The sequence below is a fragment of the Halospeciosus flavus genome (assembly GCF_029814175.1).
Classification (GTDB): Archaea; Halobacteriota; Halobacteria; order Halobacteriales; family Halobacteriaceae; genus Halospeciosus; species Halospeciosus flavus.
The window spans coordinates 1,608,495-1,632,365 of record NZ_CP122312.1; the positions used below are offsets into that span (position 1 = coordinate 1,608,495).

Here is a 23,871-nt window from a genome sequence, read left to right on the forward strand (position 1 = left end):
GGGGGGCACTCATAAACCCACCGGTGGCAACAAGGCACATACCACCATACTCCACGGACGTCACTCCCGTTCGTCGGGGACGAAATCGGGTCGTTCACCGTCGGCACCGGCCGCACGGAGACGTTCGCGGTACTCCTCGGCGCGGAACCGATCCGAGAGGCGCGCGTTGGCGACGAGCGCGAACAACACGACGCCGAAGACGAGGAAGCCGAGACCGGCGACGCCCGCGAGGACGGCGGACCCACCGAGCGTGTGGACCCGGACGCCCGCGCAGGCGTAGGCCGGCCCGGCGACGGGCGAACAGAGTCCCCGGACGAGAGCGTCGAAGAACACGGCGGCGACCAGCAGGACGACACCGGCGACGACCTGGAGACCGGCGACGACCGTGATGACCCGGTGGCCGAAGTCGCTCCCGAGCGTCGAGACGTCGTCGGGCGCCGGCAGTTCGGTGTCTGCTGGTGGCTGGGACACCTCGTAGTCGGGCATCGACGCGAGCGCGACGCTCGGCTTCACGTCCTCGACGAGCGGTCCCTCGCCCTCGACGCTCCCGTCGGGCCGGACGACGACGTACCCGTGGTCCGAGTAGACGAGGACGTGGTCGCCACCGTCGGTGTCAGTCTCGCGCTCGACGACGGCGAACAGGTCGCGCTCGGCGACCCGGGAGCGCAACTCCGCCTCGACGCGGTCGAGCAACGCTGCACCGGTCACCCAGGAGTCGGGGTCGAACGCCGCCTCCCACTCCTCGCCCGAGAGTTCGTCCATCTGCCGGACGTCGAAGTCCTCGAAGTCGTAGCGCGCCTCGACCTCGCGGCGGAGGTCGTCCCGGTCGGCCGCCGCGCCGTCGTTCGTGCCCTCCTCGTCGTCCGTCCCGGACGCGCCGCCGTCGTTCATTACTCGACCGTTGGCACGTCCCGTGGTAAACCCTTTGCGTCGTGCACCCACGTCCCGAACCAGTAGGGATTAACCCCACGCTCCGCCAAGCCGGGGGTATGGTCGACCCGGCGGTCTACGCGACGCTCTCGCTGCTCGTCACGACGGCGAGCGCGCCGCTCTACTGGCGAGGCGTCCGGGTGATCGTCGACGCCGACCCGGTGACGTGGTCGGTGCTCGTCCGCCACCTCCGCCTCGTCGGCGCGGGACTCCTCCTCACGACCGGGGCCGTCGCGCTGTGGATGGTCCCACGGCTCCCGGACCAGTTCGGTGGCTTCGCCGTCCTCCACGCCGTAGTCGGTCTCCAGGCGTACGCCCTGCTCGCCTTCGCGCTCACCGGCATCGTCCCCATCTTCCGCGAGAAGTGGCGTGCCGACCTCTACCACGCGCCCGGGCGGGACGTCTCGCTCGACGACCTCCACGAGGACGTCGACACGTGGCGAAAGCGCCTCAGAGTCGGTGTCCTCGGTTACGCCGGTCTGTGGGTCGTCGCGTGGGTGCTCGGCGTGGTCCGGTACCTGCTGCGCTACTGGCTGTAGCCGGTCCCTACCACTCCTCGCCGCTGGCGAGGTCGACGTCGTGTTGGACCTTCGAGGAGGGACAGACGTCTTCGAGGAGACAGTCCTCGCAGTCGGGGTTCCGTGCCGTACACGTCTCCCGGCCGTGCGAGATGAGCAAGTGAGTGAGCTGTTGCCACTCGTCCTCGGGAATCTTCTCCATCAGGTCCTCCTCGATCTTCTCGGGGCTACTCTCCTCGGTGATGCCGAGACGCTGGGTGAGTCGCTGGACGTGGGTGTCGACGACGATACCCTCGGTCACGTCGTGGCCGTGCTGGAGGACGACGTTCGCCGTCTTCCGTCCCACCCCGGGGAGGTCGGTGAGTTCCTCCATCGTGTCCGGCACTTCGCCGTCGTGTTCCTCGACGATTTTCTGGCAGGCCTCCGTGATGTAGCCGGCCTTGCTGTTGTAGTAGGTGATCGAGGAGATGTCTTCGGCGAGTTCGTCCTGGTCGACTTCGGCGTAGTCCTCGGGCGACTGGTACTTCTCGAAGAGGTCCTCGGTCACCTCGTTCACCCGTTCGTCCGTACACTGCGCGGAGAGGACGACGGCAACGAGCAGTTCGAGGCGGTTCGAGAAGTTCAGCGAGATGTCGGCCTCGGGGTACTCGTCTTTCAGTCGGTCGATGACCTCCTCGGCCTGCGCCTTCGGCGTGTCGAGTGGCTCGCCCATGTCGTCTCGAACCTCCGCACGCGGTGGCCTTTGCAGTTCCGACCCCGTGGCGTCGGCCCCGCAGACTCGCCTACCGTTCCGAGGGCTTTATTGACGCGTCCACCGGCCTACGAGGTATGAAGGCCACCGCGAAAGCCCACCCGATTCAGGGACTCGTGAAGTACCACGGGATGCGCGACGAAGACCTGCGCCTCCCTTACCACGACAGCATCAGTCTCTGTACCGCGCCCTCGCACACGAAGACGACCGTCGAGTTCGACGAGTCGCTCGACGGAGACGTCTACGTCGTCGACGGCGAGGAAGTCGACGGCCGCGGTGCCGAGCGCATCCGTGCCGTCGTCAACGAGGTACGCGCCCGCGCCGACGTCGACTACGCGGAGTACCCGGTCCGCCTGGAGAGCGAGAACTCCTTCCCCTCGAACGTCGGTCTCGGCTCTTCTTCCTCCGGGTTCGCCGCCGCCGCGATGGCCCTCGCCGCCGCCGCGGACCTCGACGCCACCCGTCCGGACGTCTCGACCATCGCCCGCCGCGGGTCCTCCTCGGCCGCCCGCGCGGTCACCGGGTCGTTCTCGGACCTCCACGCCGGTCTCAACGACGAGGACTGCCGCTCGGAGCGCCTCGACGTCCCCGAGTCGTTCGAGGAGGCGATTCGGACGGTCATCGGTCTTGTCCCGGCGTACAAGGAGACGGAGGCCGCCCACGAGGAGGCCGCCGAGAGCCACATGTTCGACGCCCGCCGCGCGCACGTCCAGGACCAGTTGGTCGAGATGCGCGACGCCCTCCGCGCGGGCGACTTCGAGCGCGTCTTCGAGACGGCCGAACACGACTCGCTGAGTCTCACCGCGGCGACGATGACCGGTCCCGCTGGGTGGGTGTACTGGAAGCCCGAGACGCTCGAAATCTTCGAGACCGTCCGCGACCTCCGTGAGGAAGAGGACGTGCCCGTCTACTTCTCGACGGACACGGGCGCGACGGTGTACGTGAACACGAAGGCGGAGTACGCGGAACGGGTCGAAGAAGTAGTCGCGGACTGCGGCGTCGAGACCGAAGTGTGGGAGGTCGGCGGTCCCGCCGAAGTCCTCGACGAAGAAGAAGCGCTCTTCTGAACGCCGGCGCTACAGCGAGTTCTTCAGTCGCTCGAAGAACCCTTCGCTGACCTCGACTTCCTCGCCGCCGGCCTCGGCGAACTGCATCAGCGCCTCCTTCTGTTCCTCGTTGAGTTCCTCGGGCGTGACGACCTGCACGTGGACGTAGAGGTCGCCCTGTCCGCGCCCGCGGAGGCGGGGCATCCCCTTCCCGCGGAGGCGGAACGTCTCACCGCTCTGCGTGCTCTCGGGGAGGTCGAACTCCGCGGTCCCGTCGAGCGTGGGGATTTCGAGCGTATCGCCGAACGTGGCCTGCGGGAACGAGATTCCCGTGCGGTGGTGGAGGTCGTCGCCGTCGCGCTCGAAGTCGGGGTGGTCCTCGACGGCGATCTCGACGAGCAGGTCGCCGTTGGGCGCCCCTTCGTCGCCGGGCGCTCCCTCGCGGTCCATCCGGAGCGTCTGGCCCGAGCGGATGCCCGCGGGGACCTCGACGGTGAGGGTCGCCTCGCGGTTCACTTGCCCCGTGCCGTGGCAGGTCTCGCAGTTCTCGCTGTAGAGTTCGCCCTCGCCGTCACACCGGGAACACTCGGTGACGGTCTGGGCCCGGCCGAGCGGCGTCTGCTGGACCTGCGTGACGCGACCCTGCCCGTTACACTCGGGACAGGTACGGACGTCGGCGTCCTCGGGGTGACCCGACCCACCACAGTCGTCGCAGCGCTCGGGCCGGCGGACGGTCATCTGCTTCTCGACGCCCTCGTAGGCCTCTTCGAGGGTGATGTCGAGAGAGGTGCGGAGGTCCTGGCCGGGTTGGGGACCGCGCTGGCCGCGGCCCTGGCCCTGGCCGCCCATCCCGCCGAAGAACTGGTCGAAGATGTCTCCCATCCCGCCCTGGCCGCCCGCGCCGCCGAACGGGTTGCCCTGACCGCCCATGCCGCCGGCACCGCCGGCGCCACCCTCGAAGCCGCCGTGTTTCTCGGCCTCGGTGAAGCGCTCGTGACCGAGTTGGTCGTAGGCCTCGCGCTTCTCGTCGTCGGTCAGCACCTCCTTCGCTTTCTGGATCTTCTTGAATTGCTCCTCGGCGTTCTCCTCGTCGGAGACGTCCGGGTGGTACTCCTGAACCTTCTCGCGGTACGCCGACTTGATGTCGCTCTCGTCGGCGTCGCGACTGACACCGAGGACGTCGTAGAAGTTCTCGCTCGTGCTCATAGATGAAGGTGAGGTGCTGGTGGTTCGCGGCTATTCAGTTCTGCTCGTCGTCTTCGTCGTCGACATCCTCGAAGTCGGCGTCGACGAAGTCCTCGTCGTCGGCCTGCTGGCCGGCGGCACCGGCGCCGGGACCGGCGCCTGCACCGCCCATGCCGCCCATACCGCCAGCACCGGCACCGGCGCCACCCGCGGCGCCAGCGCCCGCACCGGCCTGCTGCTGGGCCTCCTGCTGGTAGGCCTGTTTGCCGATCTCCTGGAGCGCGTCGGTCAGTTCCTCGGTCGCCTCGCGGTAGTCCTCCGCGTCGGCGTCCTCGTCTTCGAGGACCGCCTCGACGTCGTCGATGGCCGCCTCGACGTCGCTGCGGATGTCCTCGTCGACCATCTCCTCGTTCTCTTCGAGGAGTGTCTCGGCACGCTGGACGGCGGACTCGGCCTCGTTGCGCGCCTCGATGCGCTCGCGGCGCTGCTCGTCCTCTTCGGCGTGCTGCTCGGCTTCTTCCTGCATCTCCTCGATCTCCTCGTCGGAGAGACCAGCACCACCCTCGATGGTGATGTCCTCGGAGTTACCCGAGCCCTGGTCCTCGGCCTCGACGCTGACGATGCCGTCGGCGTCGATGCTGAAGGAGACCTCGATCTGCGGGGTTCCGGCGGGCGCCGGCGGGATGCCGGTGAGCTGGAAGGCGCCCAGGAGTTCGTTCTCCTCGGCGATCTCGCGTTCACCCTGGAAGACGCGAATCTGGACGGAGGTCTGGTTGTCGGCGGCGGTGGTGAACACCTTGGAGGCCTCCGTCGGGATGGTCGTGTTCTTCTCGATGAGGCGCTCGAAGAGACCGCCCTTGACCTCGATACCGAGGCTGAGGGGCGTCACGTCGAGGAGGACGACGTCGTCGACCTCACCGGAGAGGACGCCACCCTGGACCGCGGCACCGAGCGCGACGGCCTCGTCGGGGTTGACGGACTTCTTCGGTTCCTGGCCGGCGAGTTCCTCGACCTTCTCCTGCACCTGGGGCATCCGGGTCGACCCGCCGACGAGGACGACGTCGTCGATGTCGTCGGTCGTGAGTTCGGCGTCGTCGAGGGCCTGCTCCGTCGGGCCGACCGTCCGCTCGATGAGGTCCGCGGTCAGGGACTCGAACTTCGCACGCGTGATGTCCTGTTCGAGGTGGACCGGTCCCTCGTCGGTCGCCGTGACGAACGGGAGGTTGACGGTCGTCTCCTTTCGACTGCTGAGTTCGATCTTCGCCTCCTCGGCGGCGTCCTTCAGGCGCTGGAGGGCCTGTCGGTCGTCGCGGAGGTCGATGCCGTGTTCGTCCTCGAACTCGTCGGCGAGGTAGTCGATGATGGCCTGGTCCCAGTCGTCGCCACCGAGGTCGTTGTCACCGTTCGTGGCGATGACCTCGTGGTGGCCGTCGGCGATTTCGAGGATGGAGACGTCGAACGTCCCGCCACCGAGGTCGTAGACGAGGACGGTGTTCTCGCCCTCCTCGTCGAGGCCGTAGGCCATCGACGCGGCCGTCGGTTCGTTGACGATGCGTTCGACCTCGAAGCCGGCGATCTGACCGGCGTCCTTCGTCGCCTGCCGCTGGCGGTCGTTGAAGTACGCCGGGACGGTGATGACCGCCTTCTCGACGTCGTCGCCGAGGTACTCTTCGGCGTCGCGCTTGATCTTCTGGAGGATGCGTGCCGAGATCTCCTCGGGCGTGTACTCTTCGTCGCCGAGTTCGACGGTGTAGTCCTGTTCGCCCATGTGGCGCTTGATGGACTGGACCGTCTGCTCGGGGTTCTGGACTGCCTGGTTCTTCGCAGGCTTGCCCACGAGGAGTTCGCCGTCGTCGTAGGCGACGACGGAGGGCGTCGTCCGGTCGCCCTCCTCGTTGGTCACGATTTCGGGCTCGCCGCCCTCCATCACTGCGAACGCACTGTTGGTGGTACCGAGGTCGATACCGAGAACTTTCTCGCTCGCCATTGTTGGCCAATAGTAAGCCGCCGTTCCTGTTTAAAGCTTGCTAGTGAAGGATGCCCACGCGAAACGGCGTGTCGACGCCTTCGTGCGGTTTTCGGAAATCGAGACCCAACTGGGCACAGCATATATGGTGTACCGCAATCACACCGCTCCGCCGTCCCCGGGTCGGCCGGCTACTCGCCGCCCGCGCTGACCGTGACCTGTGCCTCGCGGAGGACCTTCCCACCCATCTCGTAGCCGGGGCGATAGAGGTCGACGACGGTCCCCTCGGGTCGCTCGCTCTCCTGGCGCATCATGACCTCGTGACGCGTCGGGTCGACCTCGTCGCCGGGGTCGGGCGCGACCATCTCGACGCCCTCGCCCTCCAGCACGTGGTCGAACTCCTTCTTCGTGAGTTCGACTCCTTCGCGGAGACTCTCGACGTCGCCGGACTCCTCTTCGAGCGCGCGCCGGAGGTTGTCGTGGACGTCGAGGAGGTCCTCGACGAGGTCCTCGGTCGCGCGCTCGCGGATGTCCTCCTGCTTCTGCTTCGCGCGCTTCTTGTAGTTCTGGAAGTCGGCCTGCGTGCGCTGGAGGCGCTCGGTCAGGGACTCGACCTCTTCTTCTTTCTCCTCGACCTGTGCGGCGAGTTCGTCCCGTTCGGCCCGGAGCGCCTCGACCTCGGCGGCGAGTTCCTCGTCGTACTCGCCGACCCGCTCGGCGAGCGTCGGCTCGGGGACGGTCTCGTTTTCGGTCTCCTCGGCGTCCGATGCGTCCGCGTCGGCGGCCGACTCTCGGTCCTCGACGGCCTGCTCGGCGTCGTCGGTCATGGGAGAGAAAAACCACTTCTCGGGTATAAGGATTTCAGAACCGCTCGGACGGCGCCACACTCTTCTCGGCCCCCGTCGACGTACCGACATGGACGTCGACACCGACCGTCTCTGGGAGCGCCACGCCAACCCGAAGAGCGGTGGTCCCGCGCCGCGCTCACGCCGCTGCTCGTCTACGCCATCTACACCCGGCGCTGGCGACTCCTCGTCGCCGCGCTCGTCTTCGCCGTCGTCAACCCGGTCCTCTTCTCGCCGCCCGCCGACGAGTCGGCGTGGATGACCCGCGTCGTCTACGCCGAGGAAGCGTGGACCGCAGCGGGACGTCCGCTGTTCGGCGCCGGCTACCCCGAGGCGCTCAACGCGCTCAACGTCCCGACGTTCGGCTACGCCCTCTACGCGGCCGCCCGCCGGAAACCACGCCGTGCCGCGCTCGCGACGGCCGTCTCGATGGCACTGAAGTTCTGGTTCGTCGGGGCACTCGTCCGGTGGTACGACGACGAGCGCGTGGACGCGAGCGAACGCGCCGACGCGTAGGTTCAAACTAGGTAGCGAGGCGGATTCCCCGCGCCACCGTGCGCGGGGCCGTTGACACGGGAAGCCGAAGCCACCACGGTGTGTGACGTGACGACCGGTCGGTGGCGACTCGCTCGGCCGGTGCGGTCCACCGCCACCGACGACGAGGGGCAACGACCACCCTCCGGACCGCCTGTAAGCCACGAAGTGAAGAGGCATTTATCCCCGCAGTGCCTACGCCGCGCCAGTGACGGTCACGCTCCGCTACGAGGACGGGACGATTCGGGTCGAAGGCGCCGAGCGCCACGGCGTCGACCTGCCGGGCGCCGAGTACGACGAGCGCACGGACTCGGACCGCGCCCCCGCCCACCGCTACGCCGCGCTCCGCTCGTTGCTCGACGCTCGCGGCGTCCCGGTCGACGACCACGTCCTCGCCTTCGAACGTGGCTCTCTCGCTCTCGACTCAGAGTACGAACTCCGCGACTACCAGCGTGACGCCCTCGACGCGTGGCAGGGCAACGGCCGCCGCGGCGTCGTCGAACTCCCCACCGGGAGTGGCAAGACGGTCATCGGTGTGAAGGCCATCGAGCGCGTCGGCGACCCCGCGCTCGTCGTCGTCCCGACCATCGACCTCCTGACCCAGTGGCGCGAGGAACTCGAAGCCGAGTTCGACGTCCCCGTCGGACAACTCGGCGGCGGCGAGCAGCGCGTCGAACCCATCACGGTCTCGACCTACGACTCGGCCTACCTCCGCGCCGACGAACTCGGCGACCGCTTCGGCCTCGTCGTCTTCGACGAGGTTCACCACCTCGGCGGCGAGGGGTACCGCGACGTCGCACGGCTGTTCGCCGCGCCCGCACGGCTCGGACTCACGGCCACGTTCGAGCGACCGGACGACGCCCACGAAGTCGTCGCGGACCTCGTCGGCGACGTCGTCTACCGCCTCGACGTGGACGAACTCGCCGGCGAGCACCTCGCCGACTACGACGTGAAGCGCCTCGAAGTCCCACTCACGGACGAAGAGCGCCGCGAGTACGAGGAGGTCCAGCAGACGTTCGTCGACTACCTCCGGCAGTCGGGTATCTCGATGAACCGCGGGAGCGACTACCAGGAGTTAGTCAAGCGCTCCGGTTCGGACCCACGCGCCCGCGAAGCACTCCTCGCGAAGCAGCGCGCCCGCGAGATCGTCCAGGAGAGCGAGAACAAGGTCCGCCACCTCGCGGACATCCTCGAACGCCACCGTGACGACCGGATCATCGTCTTCACCGCCTCCACCGACCTCGTCTACCGCGTCTCCGAGCGGTTCCTGATTCCGGCCATCACGCACGAGACCGGCGCGAAAGAGCGCCGCGAGGTCCTCGGGAACTTCCGCGACGGGGACTACTCGTGGGTGGTGACCGCGAACGTCCTCGACGAGGGCGTCGACGTCCCCGACGCGAACGTCGCGGTCATCATCGCCGGCAGCGGGAGCGAACGCGAGTTCACCCAGCGACTCGGTCGCGTCCTCCGCCCGAAAGAGGACGGGTCGCGCGCGCTGCTCTACGAACTCGTCAGCGAGGACACCGCCGAGGAGCGCGTCGCCGAGCGCCGGCGGTAGCCGACTCAGTCCCGCCGGACGTCCGCGGACATGCTCAGACTCCCCTTCACGGCCTCGTCGTAGGGGACGTCGAACTCGACGCGGAACGTGTCGGTCTGGTGGGCGTCGAGCGTTATCTCCCGGTCGCGGACGAGCGACCCGTCCTCCATCTTCGCCGTGACGTAGAGCGTCGTCGTCACGGGGTGGTCGGCGACGTTCGAGACGACGACCTCCGCGACCAGCGGGCCGCCGGAGTTCGGCGGGATGTTCGTCTGCTGGACGCGAACCGGGTTCTCCTCGCCGCCGAGTCCGAGACAGCCGGCGAGACCGCCGAGTCCGGCGACCGAGGCGCCGACTGCGCCGCGGCGGAGGAGCGTCCGTCGAGTCGGGTTCATGTCCCGTCGTCGGGAGGCGACGGAGAAGAGTCTTCTGTCAGCCTTTTATTCACCCACCCCCTACGCGGAGGCGTGCTCACCAAGGACCTGCTCCGGGTGTCGCGGGCCGGTGGCGGCTTCCACCCGCAGTTCACCGACAACGTCGCCCTCGCCGAGCGCGTCCTCGGGGTCTACCGCGACCACGTCGGCGAGGAACGAGGCGTCCTCGACGAGGCCCTCGAGTCCGTCGAGCGCGACGCCGACGACTTCAAACTCGCCCGTGGCTTCGCCAAACTCCTCGACCGCGAGGCGGTCTTCGAGACGGCGAGCGCGGTCGACCCGCTTCGTGCCCGTCGGGCCGCCTTCGCCGCCGCCGAGGAGGTCGGCGTCGTCACCGAGACCGAGCGCGCCGAGGCCCTCGACGCGGCCGCCGACTCGCTCGGCGACGAGGTGGCCGCCCGGGACGTCGCCGACGCCCTCTACGCCGACCGCGAGGTCCGACAGGTCCTGACCGACTTCGACCCGCGCTGGGACGCCGAGGCGCTCGTCGCCCAATACAACCTCTCGCTGGCGCAGACCGCGCTCTTCGACGCGACGGAGGTCCGCGTCCGGACGACGGACCCCCGCGCGCTCGTCAGTCGGATCAAGCGCCTCGGCCTCCTCTACGAGATTCATCGGACGGACGACGAGACCGAGGCACGAGAGGTCGTCCTCACCGGCCCGGACGCGCTCTTCCGTCGGAGTCGCCGCTACGGTACGCGCTTCGCCCGCCTCCTCCGAACGGTCGCGCAGGCCAACGAGTGGACGCTCGAAGCCACCATCGACGACCGGGGGACCGACCGGACGATGCGCCTCTCCGAGTCGGACCCAGTCCGCGTCCCCGGCGTCGACCCCGTGACCGACGTCTCCTACGACAGCGGCGTCGAGCGGGAGTTCGCGGCGCGCTTCGAGGCGCTGAACCTCGACTGGGAACTCGTGCGAGAGCCCTCGGTCCTCGACGCCGGCGACCGACTGATGATCCCGGACTTCGCCTTCGACTACCTGCACGCCGACTTCCGCGTGTACTTCGAGGTGATGGGCTTCTGGACGCCCGAGTACGTCGAGAAGAAACTCGCCCAACTCGACGACTTGGAGGACGTCGACATGCTCGTCGCCGTCGACGAGTCGCTGGGCGTCGGCGAAGAGATCGAGGCCCGCGACCACCGCGTCGTCACCTACTCGGGGTCGATTCGGACCAAGGACGTCGTCGACGAACTCCGTGAGTACGAGGCGGACCTCGTGGCCGCGAGCGCCGACGCCGTCCCCGACGAACTCGCGCCCGACGCGGACGTCGTGACACTCGACGACCTCGCTGCAGAGTACGGCGTCGCGGTCGAAGCCGTCGAGGACAAAGTCTTCCCCGACCACCGTCTCGTCGGCCGGACGCTCGTGCGCCCCGCCGTCCTCGACGCCCTCCGCGAGGAACTCGACGCCGGGATGACGCTCTCGGCGGCCGAAGACGTCCTCGGCGAACGCGGGATTTCGGACGCCAGCGCCGCCCTCTCCGAACTCGGCTACCGGGTCGAGTGGGAGGGACTCGGCGGCGGGACGGTGCGGGAGAAGTAACACCCTAATTCGGTTGTCCTGAGTTAGACAACCACGTCTGGTTGTTTCTTCAGGGACAATCTATTTCGGTTGTCGTCGAGAATCAGCGAGCGATGCGAGAACTGTACGTCGTGCTCGGTGACGTCGTCCGGTCGCGCGCAGTCGACGACCGGGAGGCGTTTCGCGAGCGACTGGAGACGGCCTGCGAGGACGCGAACGACGTCACCGAGGGGGTCGTCGCACCATTCTCGGTATTGAAGGGAATCGACGAGATCGGCGGTGTCCTCGACCGGGCCAGCGACGTCTACCGTATCGCCCGTTCGGTCGCGACGCAACTCCGTCCCCACCGCATCCGTCTCGCCGTCGCCCGCGGAACGGTCGACGTCGGTCTAGAGACCGGCGACGTCGCGCGAATGGACGGTGGGGCGTTTCACGAGGCGTCGGATCTCCTCGAACGGGTCGAGCGCGAAGGGTTGTACTTCGACCTTCGGACCGGTCGGCGGAGTCTCGACACCTCGGTCGCCGACGTGGTCAACCTCCTGCTCGAACAACGCCACGAGTGGACCGACCGCCAGCGGGAGGTGGCCGAGCGGTACCGCGAACTCGGGGCGCAGCAGGCCGTCGCCGACGAACTCGACGTCTCCCAGCAGGCGGTGTCCCGCACGCTCCAACAGGCGTCGTGGCCGCTCGTCTCGACCGTCGAGGAGCGCCTCCAGCGAACGCTCGACACCGCGTACGGGGTGGGAGCGTGATGCCCGCCGACGCCGTCGGGTCGGTCCTCGACGGCGCGTCGCTTCGCCAGTGGGGCCTCGTCCTCGCGGGACTCGCGGGCCTGCTCGCGACGAGCGGGTGGTTCGTCACGTGGACCCTCTCGCACATCGAGGACGTCCCCAGCGAGGTGGACGGCCTCACACAGACCGAACGCGACGTGGGACGGGTCGTCGGAAAGTTCGAGAACGTCCTCGTCTACGCGTTCGTCCTGACCGGTGCGTACACCGCGCTCGCGGTCGTCTTCGCCGCGAAGAGTATCGTCCGGCGGGGCGACATGGAGCACAACAGCAAGTACTACCTCGCCGGAACGCTCGCCAACTTCACCTTCTCACTCGTCGTCGGCATCGCCGTCCGGACCGGTGTCCAGTTGGCCTAGGTCGCGGCGGCGACCCTTCGGGACCATCGAGCGGAACGTCCCGTACGTGAACAGACCGACGCCGATGGGTTCGACCTCGCCGGCGAGTTCGTGGGCGGCGACGAGGTAGCCCCAGTCGCCGTCCCACTCGGATTCGATTTCCTCGCCCGCAACGAAGCGGGCGGCCGCCTCCCGGCTCAGTTCGACCACGTTCTTCGTCGCGTCCCGGCAGAAGCGCTGGACCGCGTCCGTCGTGGGTTTCCAGTGCTCCTGTCGGGTCCGGAGGATGCGCATCCCCAGCGACTCCACCTCGATGGGGGCAGGGACGTCGTCGTGGAACGCCCACACCGACCCCGACCCCTTCTCCCAGAAGGTGTAGTCGTCGAACGTCTCGGAGTCGACGCCGAAGCGGTCGACCCACCACTCGACGACCGCCTCGCGGGTGGGACGGCCCTCGACTTCCCGGTCGTCTTCGGTCGCGGGCAGGCGGTCGAACTGGTCGCTGACGTTCTCTCTCATGCTCGCACCTCCAACTTCGCGGTGAAGAAGCCGCCGGCGTCGTTCTGGTGCGGGTAGAAGCGCTTGGCCTTGGTCATCGACTCGTCGTACTCGGCGTCGTTCCACTCGGTGAGTCCGTCGTCGTGGTCGAGACCGATGTCGTAGTCGACGAGGCGACAGTCGTCGAGGACGGCGTCGACGACACCCTCGTTCTCCTCGGGGGCGAACGTACAGGTGGAGTAGACGACCGTCCCGCCGGGTTTCGTGAGGTTGACCGCGCGGCGGAGGATGTGGCGCTGGAGACCGGCCATGCTCTCGCTCGTCTCGCGGCCCGCCTCCTGGAGGGCGTCGGGGTTCTTCCGGACGGTGCCCTCTCCCGAGCAGGGGACGTCGAGGAGCGCGGCGTCGAACGCGTCGCGCCCGAACCGCTCGAACTCGAACTGTCGGGCGTCCTGGTTGGTGACGGCCGCGCAGGTGACGCCGAGGCGGTCGGCGTTCCCCCGGAGCGCGGAGAGTCGGCCGAGGTTGGCGTCGTTGGCGACCAGCAGTCCGCGGTCGTCCATCAGGTCCGCGAGTTGGGTGGTCTTGCTGCCGGGGGCGGCGCAGGCGTCGAAGACAGTTTGGCCGGGTTCGGGGTCAAGGACGAACGCCGGAATCGCCGAGACCTCCTCCTGGACGTGGAACCAGCCGTGGAAGTACGGCCACGTGTTCCCGGGTTTGTCCGTCTCGAGGTCGAGTTCGAGCAGTCGGTCGTTCCACGACCGTCGCTCGACGCCGACGCCGAGCGACTCGAGTGCCTCGACGGTCCGCTCGACCGTCGTCTTGAGCCGGTTGACCCGGACGGTCGTCGGCAGCGGCCGCTCGCAGGCCTCGAGGAAGGCGTCGAAGTCGTCGACGATGGGTTCGTAGCGCTCCAGTACGTCCATTTGTTCGTCGTTCGAGGCGCGGCGGTTTGTCGGTTTCCGTTCGCTCGCTCACTCGCCCCCGGCGTGCTCGTCTCCTTCGCCCTCCTCGCCGATGCGGACCACGACGACGGGGATAGTCGCCTGACGGACGACCCGTTCGGTGACGCTCCCGAGGAGGTATCGGCTGACGCCGCTCCGGCCGTGCGTGCCCATCACGATGGCGTCCACGTCTTGCTCGTCCGCGTACGTGAGGATGGTCTCGGCCGGGTCGCCGTGGCGGACGTCGCTCGTCGCGTCGAGTCCCCTGCGCTTCGCCTCGCCGGTGACCGTCGCGACGGACTCCTCGCCCTCGTTCTCGAGCGACGAGCGGACCGACTGCCACTCCACGTCGGGCAGGTCCGGCGTGCTCCGCTCGTCGACGACGTAGAGCGCGTGCACCGCCGCGTCGCACAACTCGGCGAGGTCGACGCCTTCGAGAATCGCCTCGCGGACACCTTCGCTGCCGTCCGTCGGAACGAGTACGTCGTCGTACATCGTGTGTGAGTAGCACCGGGAGTGGCTTGTAACCCGGTGGCCGTACCGTGCGGGCCCGACGTCGCTGGGTCCGCACCCGGATTTATGCGGCCGTCCGGCGTCTCTCTACGTATGGCACGCGTTCACGTCCGCTCCGACGTCACACTCGACGAACCGTTCCTCGTCGAGGGACTACCCGGTGTCGGCCTCGTCGGGAAGATCGCGACCGACCACCTCGTCGACGAGTTCGACATGACCTACTTCGCCAGCGTCGACGCCGAGGGACTCCCGCAGGTCGGCGTCTACGACGAGGACTCACGGGAGGCACTCCCGCCGGTCCGCCTCTACGCCGACGAGGAGCGCGACCTGCTGGCCCTCCAGAGCGACGTCCCCGTCGACCGCGAGGCCGCGCCGGGGTTCGCCGACGCGCTCACCAACTGGCTGGCCGACGTCGGGGCGACACCGCTCTACCTCAGCGGACTCCCGGCACCGGACCTCGACGTCGACGAGGTTCCACCGGTGTTCGGTGTCGCGACCGGCGACGCAGCGACCCTGCTCGACGAGCACGACGTCGGACTCCCGTCCGAACAGGGCGTCGTCGGCGGACCGACCGGTGCACTCGTCAACCGTGCGGCCGAGTTGAACCTCGACGCGGTCGGACTCGTCGTCGAGAGCGACCCACAGTTCCCCGACCCCGCGGCGTCGAAGCGACTCATCGACGAGGGTATCGAACCACTCACCGGTGTCACCGTCGACACGGCGGCACTCGTCGACCACGCCGAGGAGATCCGCGAGCAAAAAGAGCGCCTCGCCCAGCAGATGCAGCAGGCGGAGGAGTCCGAGAGCAGTCAGGCCAAGCCGCTCCGGATGTTCGAGTAGCACTCACGGCACTCCCACTCGGGCGCTTTCACACCCACCCCGCGAATACTCAAGTACGAAGCCGACGCCAGACGGCGTGATGTCCTGACGACGGCCGCGTGGGGGTGGATTCGGTGAGCGCGGTGGACCCCCACGCGGACGGCCACGCCGCCTGTTCGCTCTACTCGAAGTCGTACGGCCAGTCGCCGGTAATCTTCATTCCTTCCGCCTTGTTCTCCGCTTCGAGCGCCGCCGCGATGTCTTCGGGAGCGGCGTGGGCGGCCGAGAAGCCCTCGTCCGCGAGGCGAACCGCGAGGTCGGTCAGGAGGATGGACTGCTCGCGGAAGTCGCGTGTCTCGAGTTTGTCGAGGGTGTCGGCGTGGGTGTGGCCCCACCCGCGGCCCTCGCTGCCGGACTCCGACGTGACGTGGTAGCCGGGGACGCCCCACTTCACGTACTCCCAGTGGTCGCTGTGGGGACCCTGCTCGGGAGTCGTGGAGATGGGGTGGTCGAACGCGGCAGAGACCTCGTCGACGGCGGCGTCGAGCGCGTCGAAGCCGTGGGTGTAGCACTTCAGCGTCCGGCCCCGCACGACCCCGTCGAGGTTGAGGACCGCCTTCACGGTGTCGAGGTCTCGGTTCGCGGCGTCGTAGCCCGACCCGACGAGACCGACCTCCTCGGACCCGTAGGCGAGGAAGTGGACTCTCGTGTCGAGTTCGTCCTCGCGGGCGGCGAGCGTCCGCGCGAGTTCGACGAGCATCGCGGTTCCAGCCCCGTTGTCCATCGCTCCCTCGCTGATGTCGTGACCGTCGACGTGGCTCGTCACGAGCACCTCGGCGTCCGTGTCGGGGCCGAGTTCCGCGTGGACGTTCTGACTCGTCGCGTCGTCGTAGACGTCGGCCTCGACGGCGACGGTGACCGCCTCGCCCTCGGCACGCCGGGCGAGACGGGCGCCGACCTCCTTCGCGACGCCGACGGCCGGGATATCGCCGATAGGCGACTCCTCGTTCCCGACGCTCCCCGTCGCGGGCAGGTACCCCTCGACGTGGTTGCGGTAGACGAACGCGGCCGCCCCCGCCTCGACGGCGTAGTAGTACTTCTCGCGGCGGTGGAGCCGTCGGTCGAACCAGTCGGGGACGCTCGCGTCGACCATCACGACCTTCCCTTCGAGGTCTGCACCCTCGAAGTCCCGCGGTAGCCCGTAGCCGAGGTCGACGAGGTCGCCCGACACCTCCCCCGCGGGACTGCGGGGCAGCGCGATGACTTCGTCGCGGTGCTCGAACGTCTCGCCGGCCGCACGGAGTTCCGAGTCGCCGCGCTCCCAGCCCTGTATCTCGAACTCGTCGAGGTGCGCGTCGCGGGCGTACGTCGCGAGCGCGTCGCGCGTCGCCTCGGCCGCCCGTCGCTCGCCCTCGGTGCCGGCCATCCGGTCGCCGACGTCGACGAGCGTCTCGAGGTGACCCCATCCGGTGTCGCTGGTGAACGTCGAACCGATCCAGTCGCTCATGGTCGACGTGTGCGGGGCCACGGCCTAAGGATTGTGCAACGGGTGGTCGCTTTCCGGTTGTCTCAGACGCCCGGAACGCCGACCGCGTCGACGTGTGCACCGAACAGCGCGAAGACGCCGGTCACGGCGAACGCGACGCCCCACGACACGGCGGCGACGACGCCGGCGGCGAACCACTCGCCCGGCGTCCGGTGTTCGAGGACCGCGAGCCAGACGAGCATCGCGAGCGCGGTCCCGACGCCCGGAATCCACGCGACCGGGAACGTCGCGAGCGCCGAGAGCGTGGTCGTCCCGAGCGCGTCCCAGAAGTCGGTCTCGTCGGTGAGGACGACGGTCCCCGCGTAGGTCGCGACCCCGCCGACGAGCAGGCCGAACGCGACGACCCCCGCCCACCCGACGACGGCGAACGTCATCCCGACGACCGCCTTGACGAGGAACAGCAGGAGCAACAACATCACGAGCGTACCGACGCTAAGCCCCAGGGCGGACATGGCCGAGGCTACGCTCCGCCCGCCCTTATGTATCTGCGCTCACCACCCCGGGTCGGGACCGACGAGTGCACGGGGTGGCGCCGTCACTCACGCGGCGTAGCACGGGAACATGGTACATCAGGCCGGAGACTTAGGTCGGTCGGCGACGTACGCGAAACCGCCTGTCGGAGACAGGTGAACGGAGCAGGACGCGGGTCTCGACGACCCAGCACAACTACCACCCTCTACTGCTCCACTTTCGTCCGTCGTCTCACCACAGGGTACTCGTTACTCGTCAGTCTTCACTTCCGTTTGACGACTCGTCGGCCCGTTCCGACACGGCCGTGATGATCGTGTCCCAGTCGGGATCGCCGGTCTCACTCTCGCACTCCCAACCGCCACGAACGTCGACTCCGTTCTCGTGTGCGTTGTGGACGAGTCGTGAGAGTGCGTCTCGGAAGGCACTGGCGTCCGCTGGATCGTTGTCGTGAGTCATGGGGGGAGAGGGAGTCACGATGCTCCACTATCCCTTCGTACGGACGCTGGAGGGAAAAGCGTGATTCGGGATTTCCAAGCCTACGAAGTGGGGACGGGTGTGAAGCGAGCGCGGCGTTCGACTGCTAGCGGCGACTGTGAGAACAGTCGTGCCGACAGCCAAGCGCTTTTCCGACCGGCCATCGAACGCCCTCGTATGGCTGAAGACGACCGAAACAGCGAGGATACCGACGTCGACGTGGACAACGACAACGAAGGCGAGGAGGAGAAGTCCTTCCGAGAGCGCGTCCAGGAGATTCGCGAGCAGCGCGAACAGGAACGCGAGGAGGGCGAAGGCGAGGAACGCCGCGAACGCATGGAAGAGATGATGGGCGGCGGCGGTGGCGGCCCCGGCGGCATGGGTGGCGGCGGTGGCGGCAACCCCTTCGCACAGATGATGGGCGGCATGATGGGCGGCGGTGGCGGCCCCGGCGGCATGGGTGGCGGTCCCGGCGGCCCCGGCGGTCCCGGTGGCCGCGGTCGCGAAGAGGAATCCAGCGGCGGCGACAAACAGCTCCGCAAGGAAGTCGAGAAACTCCGCAAGGAAGTCGAGCGCACGAACAACAAACTCGACCGCATCGCGAACGCGCTCGAGTCCCGCGACTGAGTTACAGCAGTCGTTCGTAGACGTCTTCGAGGCGGTCGACCGACCGCTCGACCCCGATTTCTTCGCGCCGGTCCAGACAGTGAGCCGCGAGTGTCTCTTCGTCGACCAGCGCGCGCTCGATCTGCGTCCGGAAGGCGTCGACCGCGCCGGGCGCGTAGTGGTAGCCGTTCACGCCGTCGTCGATGGTCTCGGAGAGCGCGCCGCTGTCGACGCCGACGACCGGCGTCCCGCAGGCGTTCGCTTCGAGAGCGACGAGGCCCTCCGTCTCCACGGGACTCGGGAAGGCGAACACGTCGAGCGCGGAGTAGAACTCGGGGAGTTCCTCCCGGTCGAGGAAGCCGAGGAAGCGCGCGTCGACGTCGAGGTGGGCGGCGAGCGTTTCGAGGTCGTCCCGTGCCGGTCCGTCGCCGCCGAGGACGATCGTCGCGTCGAGTCCCGCCGCCGCCTCCACGAGGTCCTCCAGACACTTCTCGTAGCCGTGGCGGCCGGTGTAGCCGACGAGCGGACGTTCTTCGATCAGATCGTGACGTTCGAGGAACGCCTCGGGGTTCACCGGGCGGAAGCGTTCGAGGTCGACGCCGTTCGGGAACGCCTCGACCGGCGTCGAGACGTCGAGGTCGTCGGCGAGGTAGTCGCGGGTGGCCTCGCTCGGCGTGAGGACGAGGTCCGCGCGTTCGAGGAACCACTTCTCGTAGCGGCGGGTGACGCGCTCGACGAGCGGTTCGCCGAAACTCGGGACGACGTAGTCTGCGTACTCGCTGGTCGGCGTGTGGTAGTTCGCGACGAGCGGGAGGTCCTCGCTACGGGCGAGGCGGTAGCCGCCCATCCCGACGGCGAAGGGGGTGTGGGCGTGGACGACGTCGACGTCGCGGACGGCGTCCGGGACAGTCGGGGTGCCGACGCGGAACCCCTCGTAGAAGGGAAAGGAGATGCTTCCGACGGGGTGTTCGCCGGCGTCGGAGGTGTACGCCTCGCTCTCGGGGAACACCACGTCCATCCGGCCGCCGCGCTCCTCCCAGTGCTCTCGCCACGTCGCGATGGTGTAGGTGACGCCGTTGACGGTGGGCAGGTAGGTGTCCGTGAAGGCGGCGACCGCTGGTCGCATGGGCGGGGCTACTCCGTCCTCCCCCTTACGTCGTCGGGTTCGTCGGCGAGCAGCGACTCGTAGATGGCTTCGAGGCGCTCGCCGACGTGGTCGAGGCTGTGCTCGCGGGCGCTCTCGCGGGCGTTCGCGCCGAGACGCTCGCGGAGGTCGGGGTCGGCGGCGAGGTCGTCCAGCGCGTCGACGAACTCGTCTTCCGTCTCGCACTTCAGGCAGTCCTCGCCGTGGGTGAGGAACTCCTCGAAGACGGGGATGTCGCGGACGACGACGGCCTTCCCGGTCGCCATCGCCTCCAGCACGGAGATGCCCTGGTTCTCTACCTTCGCGGGGAGCATGTAGACGTCGCCCGCGCCGAAGGCCATCCGGATGTCGTCGACGTAGCCCGTGAAGCGGACGTTCTCGGGTGGGTCCCGCGTCCACTTCCGGGTGACTTCGGAGGCCTGCGGGCCGGTCTCGTAGGGACCGAACCACGCGAAGTCGTAGTCGGTCCGCTGGGCGACGCGACAGAACGTCGAGAGACCCTTCCGTTCGATGACCTCGCCGACGGCGAAGACGGTCATCCCCTCTAGGTCGTACTGCTCGCGGGTCTCCTCACGGAACTGTTCGTGGCCCTCGAGCGCCTCGACGTCGACGCCGTTCGTGATGGGTTCGATGGGCGCGTCGACCGGGTAGTCCTGGAGGACGCCCTTCGTGTACTCGGAGGGGCAGAGCACGAGGTCGGCCTGCGAGTAGAACCACCGGAGGTAGGGGACGAGCGCGGGCGCGACGCGGTCGGAGAAACGGAACGACCCCGCGAAGTCCTCCGCGGTGAAGTGTGCGTGGAGCACGAGGGGGATGTCGTGGCGCTTCGCGTGGCGGGCGACGGCGACGCTCCCCGGCCCGACGAGGTTGCAGTGGGCCACGTCGAACCCTCGAAAGAGACGGCCACCGGTCGCGGCGGCGAGGGCCGCACGCTGGGGCGAGCCACCGTTCCACGGCGAGGTCACCACGTCGACGTCGGTCCCGGCCAGCGCCTTGCGCTGCTGGCCCGTCGCGGACGGGATGCCGCCGCGGACGTGGTCGGCCAGTTCGAGGTAGTTGAGGGCCCGGATGCTCACGGTTGTGCGGGACGAAGAGGCGCGCGCCGAATAACCCATCGGAACCGTTTTGCGCGCGACGGCACAACTCCGCGGCGTGACAGTCGCCGAGGAGCGTATCGAACGCCTGGAGGAACTCGCCGCCGAGGCTGCCCGCGAGGGGAACGAAGAACGCGCGAAGGACTACGTCCGACTCGCGCGGCGTATCGCCGAACGCCACCGCCTCCGCCTCCCGCGCTCGTTCGTTCGCTTCACCTGCGACGCCTGCGACCGCTACCTCGTGCCCGGAAAGAACGCCCGAGTGCGCCTACAGGACGGTCACGTCGTCGTCACTTGCGAGTGTGGCCACCAGGCACGCTACCCCTACTGAGCGAGGAAGCGGCGCCGAACGTACAAGCCTTAACTTTCTTTTAAGTGGCCGGCGAACCTGTAGTCGAATGATGGCCGAAGACCTCCGAGAGAAAGCACACCACGCGGACGTGACGGTGTGGGTCGGGAAGAGTGGTATCGAATCCGTCGTCGACGAGCTGAACGACCAGCTCAGCGACCGAGACGTCGTGAAAGTGAAGTTCCTGCGGTCGGCCCGCGGCGAGGGAGACACCGAGGAACTCGCGGAGGACCTCCGCGAACGGGTCAACGCCGACCTGGTCGAGACTCGCGGGAACACCGCGGTGTACCACCGATGAGCGGGGCCGCCGTGTTCCCCCTCCAGGCCGGGGGTGCCGGCGGATTCGTCTCGCAGTGGCTCCAGGATACGCTCGGGATCGGTGCGAGCTACGCCACCGCTCTCGGGCAGGCAATCGCGTTCGTCGTGGTCGCCGTCGTCCTCTACGTCGTCGGGAAGGCGGTGCTCCACCCCGTCGCCGACCGAGTGATGGAGCGTCGTGACCTCGACGAGCACGCGAAGCACCCGCTGAAGAAGGTCCTCTCCATCGCGATCGTCTCGGTGGCGATCGGCCTCGCGTTCGCGCTGGCGGGCTACGGCAACATCCTCGTCGCACTCACCACGGTCGCGGCGGCCGCCACGCTCGCCATCGGCTTCGCCATGCAGGACGTCATCGCGAACTTCGTCGCGGGCGTCTTCATCTACACGGACAAGCCGTTCCGCATCGGCGACTGGATCGAGTGGGACAACGGCACCTACAGCGGAGAGGTCGAGGACATCAGCCTCCGCGTCACCCGCGTCAAGACGTTCGACAACGAACTCTTGACGGTGCCGAACTCGAACCTCACGAGCGACGTCATCAAGAACCCCGTCGCCAAGGACAAACTCCGCGTCCAGTTCCTCTTCGGCATCGGCTACGAGGACGACATCGACGAGGCGACCGACATCATCGTCGAGGAAGCCGAGAAGATCGACGGCATCATGGACGACCCCGGCGTCTCCGTCCGCCTCACCGAACTCGGCGGCTCCTCGGTCGGCCTGAAGTCTCGCTTCTGGATCGCCGACCCGAGCCGTTCTGACTTCGTGAAGACCCGCGGCGAGTACGTCCAGAACGTGAAAGAGCGCTTCGACGAGGTGGGAATCGACATCCCGTACCCGACGCGCACGCTCGAAGGCGAACTCGCCATCGAGGGCGCGGACTTCGCCGAGGCGACCGCGAACGAGTAATCCCTCACCGTCTCCGTTTTTTCGCGACGCCGTCGCCGTCGAGTCCGGTATCGAAGGACGCCGACGACCACGAGCGCCGTGGCTGGTCGGTGTGAGAATGCAGTATGAATGGTGGACGGACCGGGGTCGCCGGCCTTCCCGGACCGGATAGTCCCGGGACCCGACTCCACCCCGCGGCCCTTCGAGCGACGTACGTCCGGTGGTCCGCTGCTCACTTCCGTGCCTGACGGATTGCCACCGACGAACCACGGACGCGACGCCCCTGCAGGCGCACGCCGCGGACCGCCGTCCCCGAAGGACGAGGCTTCGGCGTCGGCTCCCGGGGTCCGGCCCGGTCCGGCCAGACTCTCCCGGCGTTCGGTCCCCGCTAAAGACCATAGCGCGGGTTCTCAGGGCGGGGCCTGGCCGCCCGACCTAGTCCATTCGATACGAGGGGCTACCCACGTAAAAACCCGTCGCGTGATTCGTTCGCACGCGCCGATCCCAGCCCCGGCGAAACGCTAAACGGGCGGTCCCTCGAACGGAGACGTATGGGACTCGGAAGCACGGCCAAGAAGGTCCAGAAGATCGCGGACGTGGCGGAGAAAGTGTACTCGAAACTCCAGGACCTCCGCGAGCAGATCGAGGCGATGCGCGAGACGGTCGAGGAGACGAACGACCGCGTCGCCGAACTCGAAGCGGAGTTAGAAGACCAGCGCGCCATCCTCGACGCCCTCGCCGAGAAAGAGGGGATCGACACGAGCGAACTCGACGTCGAACAGCGCTGAAGAAAGCAACGACTAAAGAACGGGGGCAATAATTACCGCCTAGATGACGACCCACCGCGAGCCCCTCGACTCGGTGCTGGAGACCGTGGGCGAGACGCCGCTCGTCCGCGTCCACGACAGTCCGGACGAGGTCCCGGTCTACGCGAAGGTAGAGACGTTCAACCCCGGGGCGAGCGTCAAGGACCGCATCGGGAAGTACATGCTCGAACGGATGCTCGAACGCGGCGACCTCCCCGAGGGCGGGACCATCGTCGAACCCACCGCCGGGAACACGGGCATCGGCTTCGCGGTCGCGGCGGGCCAACTCGGCGTCGACGCGGTGTTCGTCGTCCCCGAGCGCTTCAGCGTCGAGAAACAACAACTCATGCGCGCGCTCGGCGCGGACGTGGTCAACACGCCGACCGAGGACGGGATGGACGGCGCCATCGAGCGCGCCCACGAACTCGCCGCCGAACTCGACGACGCGGTCGTCCCCCAGCAGTTCTCGAACCCACTGAACCCCGAGGCCCACTACGAGACGACCGGTCCCGAGATCTACGAGGCGCTCGACGGCGACGTCGGCGCCATCGTCATAGGCTGTGGGACCGCGGGGACGCTGATGGGCGTCGCTCGCTACGCCCGCGAGCAGCACCCCGACACGCACGTCGTCGCCGTCGAACCCGAGGGGTCGCTGTACGCGGAGACGAAGGGCGAAGACGTCCCCGAGGAGGAGTACAAGATCGAGGGCATCGGCACCCACGATCCGACGACGAACGAACTGTTCGACCCCGAACTCGTCGACGAGATCGTCCAGGTCGCCGACCGCGCCGCCCACGACGAACTGAAGCGCCTCGCCCGCGAGGAGGGACACCTCGTCGCCTCCTCCGCGGGAGCCGCGAGCGTCGCGGCCCGCGGGACCGCCGAACGCATCGCCGACGGCGAACTCGACGTTCCCGGCGACGCGGTCGTCACGCTCTTCCCCGACTCCAGCGAGCGCTACCTCTCGAAGGACATCTACGGCAGTTTCACCGAGTGGGAGGGGTAGGC

General features: G+C 68.2%; 28 protein-coding genes and 1 other RNA gene. 14 read left to right on the plus strand and 15 right to left on the minus strand.

Annotation, left to right across the window (positions count from 1 at the left end; genetic code table 11):
• Nucleotides 1-60: 60 nt before the first annotated feature.
• Nucleotides 61-891, minus strand: a complete 831-nt coding sequence (locus P0Y33_RS08365) for a DUF7319 domain-containing protein (RefSeq protein ID WP_279526957.1) — start codon at nucleotides 889-891, stop codon at nucleotides 61-63.
• Between the two features lie 98 nt (nucleotides 892-989).
• On the opposite strand from P0Y33_RS08365, the gene P0Y33_RS08370 reads away from it, so the two are divergent.
• Nucleotides 990-1,469: a DUF7321 family protein gene (locus tag P0Y33_RS08370; RefSeq protein WP_279526958.1), complete on the plus strand. Its 480-nt coding sequence runs from the start codon at nucleotides 990-992 to the stop codon at nucleotides 1,467-1,469.
• A 7-nt stretch (nucleotides 1,470-1,476) separates the two neighbouring features.
• On the opposite strand, the gene nth is transcribed toward P0Y33_RS08370, so the two are convergent.
• Complete coding sequence (nth, locus tag P0Y33_RS08375) at nucleotides 1,477-2,160, minus strand: endonuclease III (protein ID WP_279526959.1); 684 nt, start codon at nucleotides 2,158-2,160, stop codon at nucleotides 1,477-1,479.
• Nucleotides 2,161-2,276: 116 nt separating this feature from the next.
• On the opposite strand from nth, the gene mvaD reads away from it, so the two are divergent.
• On the plus strand, nucleotides 2,277-3,266 hold the full coding sequence (gene mvaD / locus P0Y33_RS08380; RefSeq protein ID WP_279526960.1) for a phosphomevalonate decarboxylase MvaD: 990 nt from the start codon (nucleotides 2,277-2,279) through the stop codon (nucleotides 3,264-3,266).
• Between the two features lie 9 nt (nucleotides 3,267-3,275).
• Here mvaD and dnaJ read toward each other — a convergent pair whose 3' ends face one another.
• The 3 genes from dnaJ to P0Y33_RS08395 form a co-directional block, all read right to left on the minus strand.
• Complete coding sequence (gene dnaJ, locus P0Y33_RS08385) at nucleotides 3,276-4,451, minus strand: molecular chaperone DnaJ (protein WP_279526961.1); 1,176 nt, start codon at nucleotides 4,449-4,451, stop codon at nucleotides 3,276-3,278.
• A 34-nt stretch (nucleotides 4,452-4,485) separates the two neighbouring features.
• Complete coding sequence (gene dnaK, locus P0Y33_RS08390; RefSeq protein ID WP_279526962.1) at nucleotides 4,486-6,417, minus strand: molecular chaperone DnaK; 1,932 nt, start codon at nucleotides 6,415-6,417, stop codon at nucleotides 4,486-4,488.
• Nucleotides 6,418-6,587: 170 nt separating this feature from the next.
• A complete protein-coding gene (locus P0Y33_RS08395) occupies nucleotides 6,588-7,223 on the minus strand; it encodes a nucleotide exchange factor GrpE (protein ID WP_279526963.1) in 636 nt (211 codons plus the stop codon).
• 180 nt (nucleotides 7,224-7,403) lie between these two features.
• Between P0Y33_RS08395 and P0Y33_RS08400 the strand changes: the two genes are divergently transcribed.
• Both P0Y33_RS08400 and P0Y33_RS08405 read left to right on the plus strand, forming a co-directional pair.
• Nucleotides 7,404-7,757 carry a DUF6653 family protein gene (locus P0Y33_RS08400; protein WP_321170509.1) on the plus strand — a complete coding sequence of 118 codons (354 nt, stop codon included), beginning with the start codon at nucleotides 7,404-7,406 and terminating at the stop codon, nucleotides 7,755-7,757.
• A gap of 226 nt (nucleotides 7,758-7,983) precedes the next feature.
• Complete coding sequence (locus tag P0Y33_RS08405) at nucleotides 7,984-9,333, plus strand: DEAD/DEAH box helicase family protein (protein WP_279526965.1); 1,350 nt, start codon at nucleotides 7,984-7,986, stop codon at nucleotides 9,331-9,333.
• 5 nt (nucleotides 9,334-9,338) lie between these two features.
• Here P0Y33_RS08405 and P0Y33_RS08410 read toward each other — a convergent pair whose 3' ends face one another.
• Complete coding sequence (locus P0Y33_RS08410) at nucleotides 9,339-9,707, minus strand: hypothetical protein (protein WP_279526966.1); 369 nt, start codon at nucleotides 9,705-9,707, stop codon at nucleotides 9,339-9,341.
• A gap of 72 nt (nucleotides 9,708-9,779) precedes the next feature.
• Between P0Y33_RS08410 and P0Y33_RS08415 the strand changes: the two genes are divergently transcribed.
• The 3 genes from P0Y33_RS08415 to P0Y33_RS08425 all read left to right on the plus strand — a co-directional run bounded on the left by P0Y33_RS08415 (nucleotide 9,780) and on the right by P0Y33_RS08425 (nucleotide 12,417).
• Complete coding sequence (locus tag P0Y33_RS08415) at nucleotides 9,780-11,291, plus strand: DUF790 family protein (RefSeq protein ID WP_279526967.1); 1,512 nt, start codon at nucleotides 9,780-9,782, stop codon at nucleotides 11,289-11,291.
• A 92-nt stretch (nucleotides 11,292-11,383) separates the two neighbouring features.
• Nucleotides 11,384-12,022 (plus strand): SatD family protein, encoded by a 639-nt coding sequence (locus P0Y33_RS08420; protein ID WP_279526968.1) that lies wholly within the window; start codon nucleotides 11,384-11,386, stop codon nucleotides 12,020-12,022.
• Nucleotides 12,022-12,417, plus strand: coding sequence for a hypothetical protein (locus tag P0Y33_RS08425; RefSeq protein WP_279526969.1), 396 nt, complete (start codon nucleotides 12,022-12,024; stop codon nucleotides 12,415-12,417). Before P0Y33_RS08420 ends, P0Y33_RS08425 begins: the two co-directional genes overlap by 1 nt.
• On the opposite strand, the gene P0Y33_RS08430 is transcribed toward P0Y33_RS08425, so the two are convergent.
• The 3 genes from P0Y33_RS08430 to P0Y33_RS08440 are packed head-to-tail and all read right to left on the minus strand — an operon-like array spanning nucleotide 12,370 to nucleotide 14,333.
• Nucleotides 12,370-12,915 carry a DUF7122 family protein gene (locus P0Y33_RS08430; protein WP_279526970.1) on the minus strand — a complete coding sequence of 182 codons (546 nt, stop codon included), beginning with the start codon at nucleotides 12,913-12,915 and terminating at the stop codon, nucleotides 12,370-12,372. The genes P0Y33_RS08425 and P0Y33_RS08430 overlap by 48 nt on opposite strands.
• A complete protein-coding gene (locus P0Y33_RS08435; protein WP_279526971.1) occupies nucleotides 12,912-13,820 on the minus strand; it encodes an RsmB/NOP family class I SAM-dependent RNA methyltransferase in 909 nt (302 codons plus the stop codon). The genes P0Y33_RS08430 and P0Y33_RS08435 overlap by 4 nt, the downstream gene beginning before the upstream one ends.
• Before the next feature lie 48 nt (nucleotides 13,821-13,868).
• Nucleotides 13,869-14,333 carry a universal stress protein gene (locus P0Y33_RS08440; protein WP_279526972.1) on the minus strand — a complete coding sequence of 155 codons (465 nt, stop codon included), beginning with the start codon at nucleotides 14,331-14,333 and terminating at the stop codon, nucleotides 13,869-13,871.
• A gap of 111 nt (nucleotides 14,334-14,444) precedes the next feature.
• Between P0Y33_RS08440 and P0Y33_RS08445 the strand changes: the two genes are divergently transcribed.
• Nucleotides 14,445-15,191 carry a proteasome assembly chaperone family protein gene (locus P0Y33_RS08445; RefSeq protein WP_279526973.1) on the plus strand — a complete coding sequence of 249 codons (747 nt, stop codon included), beginning with the start codon at nucleotides 14,445-14,447 and terminating at the stop codon, nucleotides 15,189-15,191.
• 160 nt (nucleotides 15,192-15,351) lie between these two features.
• Here P0Y33_RS08445 and P0Y33_RS08450 read toward each other — a convergent pair whose 3' ends face one another.
• The 3 genes from P0Y33_RS08450 to P0Y33_RS08460 all read right to left on the minus strand — a co-directional run bounded on the left by P0Y33_RS08450 (nucleotide 15,352) and on the right by P0Y33_RS08460 (nucleotide 17,643).
• On the minus strand, nucleotides 15,352-16,677 hold the full coding sequence (locus tag P0Y33_RS08450; protein WP_279526974.1) for a M28 family metallopeptidase: 1,326 nt from the start codon (nucleotides 16,675-16,677) through the stop codon (nucleotides 15,352-15,354).
• Between the two features lie 62 nt (nucleotides 16,678-16,739).
• Nucleotides 16,740-17,168 (minus strand): hypothetical protein, encoded by a 429-nt coding sequence (locus P0Y33_RS08455; RefSeq protein WP_279526975.1) that lies wholly within the window; start codon nucleotides 17,166-17,168, stop codon nucleotides 16,740-16,742.
• 274 nt (nucleotides 17,169-17,442) lie between these two features.
• Complete coding sequence (locus P0Y33_RS08460) at nucleotides 17,443-17,643, minus strand: hypothetical protein (protein WP_279526976.1); 201 nt, start codon at nucleotides 17,641-17,643, stop codon at nucleotides 17,443-17,445.
• Nucleotides 17,644-17,838: 195 nt separating this feature from the next.
• Between P0Y33_RS08460 and P0Y33_RS08465 the strand changes: the two genes are divergently transcribed.
• Nucleotides 17,839-18,288, plus strand: a complete 450-nt coding sequence (locus P0Y33_RS08465) for a hypothetical protein (protein ID WP_279526977.1) — start codon at nucleotides 17,839-17,841, stop codon at nucleotides 18,286-18,288.
• A 1-nt stretch (nucleotide 18,289) separates the two neighbouring features.
• On the opposite strand, the gene P0Y33_RS08470 is transcribed toward P0Y33_RS08465, so the two are convergent.
• Together P0Y33_RS08470 and P0Y33_RS08475 are read right to left on the minus strand one after the other, a co-directional pair.
• Complete coding sequence (locus tag P0Y33_RS08470) at nucleotides 18,290-19,393, minus strand: glycosyltransferase (protein ID WP_279526978.1); 1,104 nt, start codon at nucleotides 19,391-19,393, stop codon at nucleotides 18,290-18,292.
• 8 nt (nucleotides 19,394-19,401) lie between these two features.
• Nucleotides 19,402-20,481: a glycosyltransferase family 4 protein gene (locus P0Y33_RS08475; protein WP_279530098.1), complete on the minus strand. Its 1,080-nt coding sequence runs from the start codon at nucleotides 20,479-20,481 to the stop codon at nucleotides 19,402-19,404.
• Nucleotides 20,482-20,563: 82 nt separating this feature from the next.
• Between P0Y33_RS08475 and P0Y33_RS08480 the strand changes: the two genes are divergently transcribed.
• The 3 genes from P0Y33_RS08480 (at nucleotide 20,564) to P0Y33_RS08490 (ending at nucleotide 22,078) form a co-directional block, all read left to right on the plus strand.
• Nucleotides 20,564-20,836, plus strand: coding sequence for a ribonuclease P protein component 4 (locus P0Y33_RS08480; protein ID WP_279526979.1), 273 nt, complete (start codon nucleotides 20,564-20,566; stop codon nucleotides 20,834-20,836).
• A gap of 67 nt (nucleotides 20,837-20,903) precedes the next feature.
• Complete coding sequence (locus P0Y33_RS08485; RefSeq protein WP_279526980.1) at nucleotides 20,904-21,152, plus strand: YhbY family RNA-binding protein; 249 nt, start codon at nucleotides 20,904-20,906, stop codon at nucleotides 21,150-21,152.
• Nucleotides 21,149-22,078, plus strand: a complete 930-nt coding sequence (locus P0Y33_RS08490) for a mechanosensitive ion channel family protein (RefSeq protein ID WP_279526981.1) — start codon at nucleotides 21,149-21,151, stop codon at nucleotides 22,076-22,078. The genes P0Y33_RS08485 and P0Y33_RS08490 overlap by 4 nt, the downstream gene beginning before the upstream one ends.
• Nucleotides 22,079-22,187: 109 nt before the next feature.
• Here the strand turns inward: P0Y33_RS08490 and ffs are convergent.
• Nucleotides 22,188-22,503, minus strand: an RNA gene (ffs, locus tag P0Y33_RS08495) — signal recognition particle sRNA.
• A gap of 105 nt (nucleotides 22,504-22,608) precedes the next feature.
• Between ffs and P0Y33_RS08500 the strand changes: the two genes are divergently transcribed.
• Entirely contained in the window at nucleotides 22,609-22,845 is a 237-nt protein-coding gene (locus tag P0Y33_RS08500) for a DUF5798 family protein (protein ID WP_279526982.1), read from the plus strand.
• A 43-nt stretch (nucleotides 22,846-22,888) separates the two neighbouring features.
• Nucleotides 22,889-23,869: a PLP-dependent cysteine synthase family protein gene (locus P0Y33_RS08505; protein ID WP_279526983.1), complete on the plus strand. Its 981-nt coding sequence runs from the start codon at nucleotides 22,889-22,891 to the stop codon at nucleotides 23,867-23,869.
• Nucleotides 23,870-23,871: the final 2 nt, after the last annotated feature.

Bases quoted from the DNA above. Each gene is read 5' to 3' on its own strand.
- P0Y33_RS08365 (WP_279526957.1), bottom strand. From the start codon at position 891: ATGAACGACGGCGGCGCGTCCGGGACGGACGACGAGGAGGGCACGAAC.
- P0Y33_RS08370 (WP_279526958.1), top strand. From the start codon at position 990: ATGGTCGACCCGGCGGTCTACGCGACGCTCTCGCTGCTCGTCACGACG.
- nth (WP_279526959.1), bottom strand. From the start codon at position 2,160: ATGGGCGAGCCACTCGACACGCCGAAGGCGCAGGCCGAGGAGGTCATC.
- mvaD (WP_279526960.1), top strand. From the start codon at position 2,277: ATGAAGGCCACCGCGAAAGCCCACCCGATTCAGGGACTCGTGAAGTAC.
- dnaJ (WP_279526961.1), bottom strand. From the start codon at position 4,451: ATGAGCACGAGCGAGAACTTCTACGACGTCCTCGGTGTCAGTCGCGAC.
- dnaK (WP_279526962.1), bottom strand. From the start codon at position 6,417: ATGGCGAGCGAGAAAGTTCTCGGTATCGACCTCGGTACCACCAACAGT.
- P0Y33_RS08395 (WP_279526963.1), bottom strand. From the start codon at position 7,223: ATGACCGACGACGCCGAGCAGGCCGTCGAGGACCGAGAGTCGGCCGCC.
- P0Y33_RS08410 (WP_279526966.1), bottom strand. From the start codon at position 9,707: ATGAACCCGACTCGACGGACGCTCCTCCGCCGCGGCGCAGTCGGCGCC.
- P0Y33_RS08420 (WP_279526968.1), top strand. From the start codon at position 11,384: ATGCGAGAACTGTACGTCGTGCTCGGTGACGTCGTCCGGTCGCGCGCA.
- P0Y33_RS08425 (WP_279526969.1), top strand. From the start codon at position 12,022: ATGCCCGCCGACGCCGTCGGGTCGGTCCTCGACGGCGCGTCGCTTCGC.
- P0Y33_RS08430 (WP_279526970.1), bottom strand. From the start codon at position 12,915: ATGAGAGAGAACGTCAGCGACCAGTTCGACCGCCTGCCCGCGACCGAA.
- P0Y33_RS08435 (WP_279526971.1), bottom strand. From the start codon at position 13,820: ATGGACGTACTGGAGCGCTACGAACCCATCGTCGACGACTTCGACGCC.
- P0Y33_RS08440 (WP_279526972.1), bottom strand. From the start codon at position 14,333: ATGTACGACGACGTACTCGTTCCGACGGACGGCAGCGAAGGTGTCCGC.
- P0Y33_RS08445 (WP_279526973.1), top strand. From the start codon at position 14,445: ATGGCACGCGTTCACGTCCGCTCCGACGTCACACTCGACGAACCGTTC.
- P0Y33_RS08450 (WP_279526974.1), bottom strand. From the start codon at position 16,677: ATGAGCGACTGGATCGGTTCGACGTTCACCAGCGACACCGGATGGGGT.
- P0Y33_RS08455 (WP_279526975.1), bottom strand. From the start codon at position 17,168: ATGTCCGCCCTGGGGCTTAGCGTCGGTACGCTCGTGATGTTGTTGCTC.
- P0Y33_RS08460 (WP_279526976.1), bottom strand. From the start codon at position 17,643: ATGACTCACGACAACGATCCAGCGGACGCCAGTGCCTTCCGAGACGCA.
- P0Y33_RS08465 (WP_279526977.1), top strand. From the start codon at position 17,839: ATGGCTGAAGACGACCGAAACAGCGAGGATACCGACGTCGACGTGGAC.
- P0Y33_RS08470 (WP_279526978.1), bottom strand. From the start codon at position 19,393: ATGCGACCAGCGGTCGCCGCCTTCACGGACACCTACCTGCCCACCGTC.
- P0Y33_RS08485 (WP_279526980.1), top strand. From the start codon at position 20,904: ATGATGGCCGAAGACCTCCGAGAGAAAGCACACCACGCGGACGTGACG.
- P0Y33_RS08490 (WP_279526981.1), top strand. From the start codon at position 21,149: ATGAGCGGGGCCGCCGTGTTCCCCCTCCAGGCCGGGGGTGCCGGCGGA.
- P0Y33_RS08500 (WP_279526982.1), top strand. From the start codon at position 22,609: ATGGGACTCGGAAGCACGGCCAAGAAGGTCCAGAAGATCGCGGACGTG.
- P0Y33_RS08505 (WP_279526983.1), top strand. From the start codon at position 22,889: ATGACGACCCACCGCGAGCCCCTCGACTCGGTGCTGGAGACCGTGGGC.